Source organism: Phocaeicola sp. RTP21198st1_B8_RTP21198_201120 (assembly GCF_040929485.1).
Taxonomy (GTDB): Bacteria; Bacteroidota; Bacteroidia; order Bacteroidales; family Bacteroidaceae; genus Phocaeicola; species Phocaeicola dorei.
Genome location: NZ_JBCOCI010000196.1, coordinates 976 through 1,678 on the forward strand (window position 1 = coordinate 976; position 703 = coordinate 1,678).

1 protein-coding gene is annotated in these 703 nt (G+C 39.7%); it reads right to left on the reverse strand.

All coding sequences use genetic code 11. The features are described 5' to 3' along the window. A partial coding sequence (locus AB5935_RS24385; protein WP_368327692.1) for a TonB-dependent receptor domain-containing protein occupies positions 1-703 on the reverse strand: 703 nt, incomplete at both ends.

Here is a 703-nt window from a genome sequence, read left to right on the forward strand (position 1 = left end):
GGAAACATCCTTCAATCTTAGATAACTGCCATCTTCTACAAAATAGGTAGAATTGAGTAATTTGAAATTAGCCTTAGGCACGTCTGTTATCTGTCCGGGTATTTTCCAACGATTCAGTACACGGGCCGACTGATTCTTACCATCATACATACCTTCCGTTTCAATACGTGAAGCATTATAAATATCGTTTCCATAAGAACCTTGGATAAAGATACTCAAATTAAAGCCTTTCCATGAAAAGGTATTAGTCATACCATAGGTAAAATCGGGATTCGGATCACCGATATAGGTACGGTCGGAAGATGATATTTTACCGTCATTGTTCAAATCACGATACATCAATTCACCGGTTTCAGGATCTACCCCATCACTTATATAACCGTAGAAACCTCCCAAAGCACGGCCCGGCTCATTACGTACAACATAGTCATTCACCACATCCGCAGTTTTAGCATCGTAATAAACTTTCTGTAATTCCAGCTTTGTCAATTTATTCCGGTTAAAAGAGATATTGAAGTCTGTATCCCATGTAAATGCTCCTCCACGAAGATTTTTCGAACTAATAGAAAGCTCAAAACCCTGATTTACCATTTCACCCTCGTTACGGGCAATAGACGTAGCGGCTGCGGCACCGGCAGGTAATGACACATTCATCAACATGTTTTTGGTCTTCTTATAATAATAGTCGGCATTAAACGTCAAC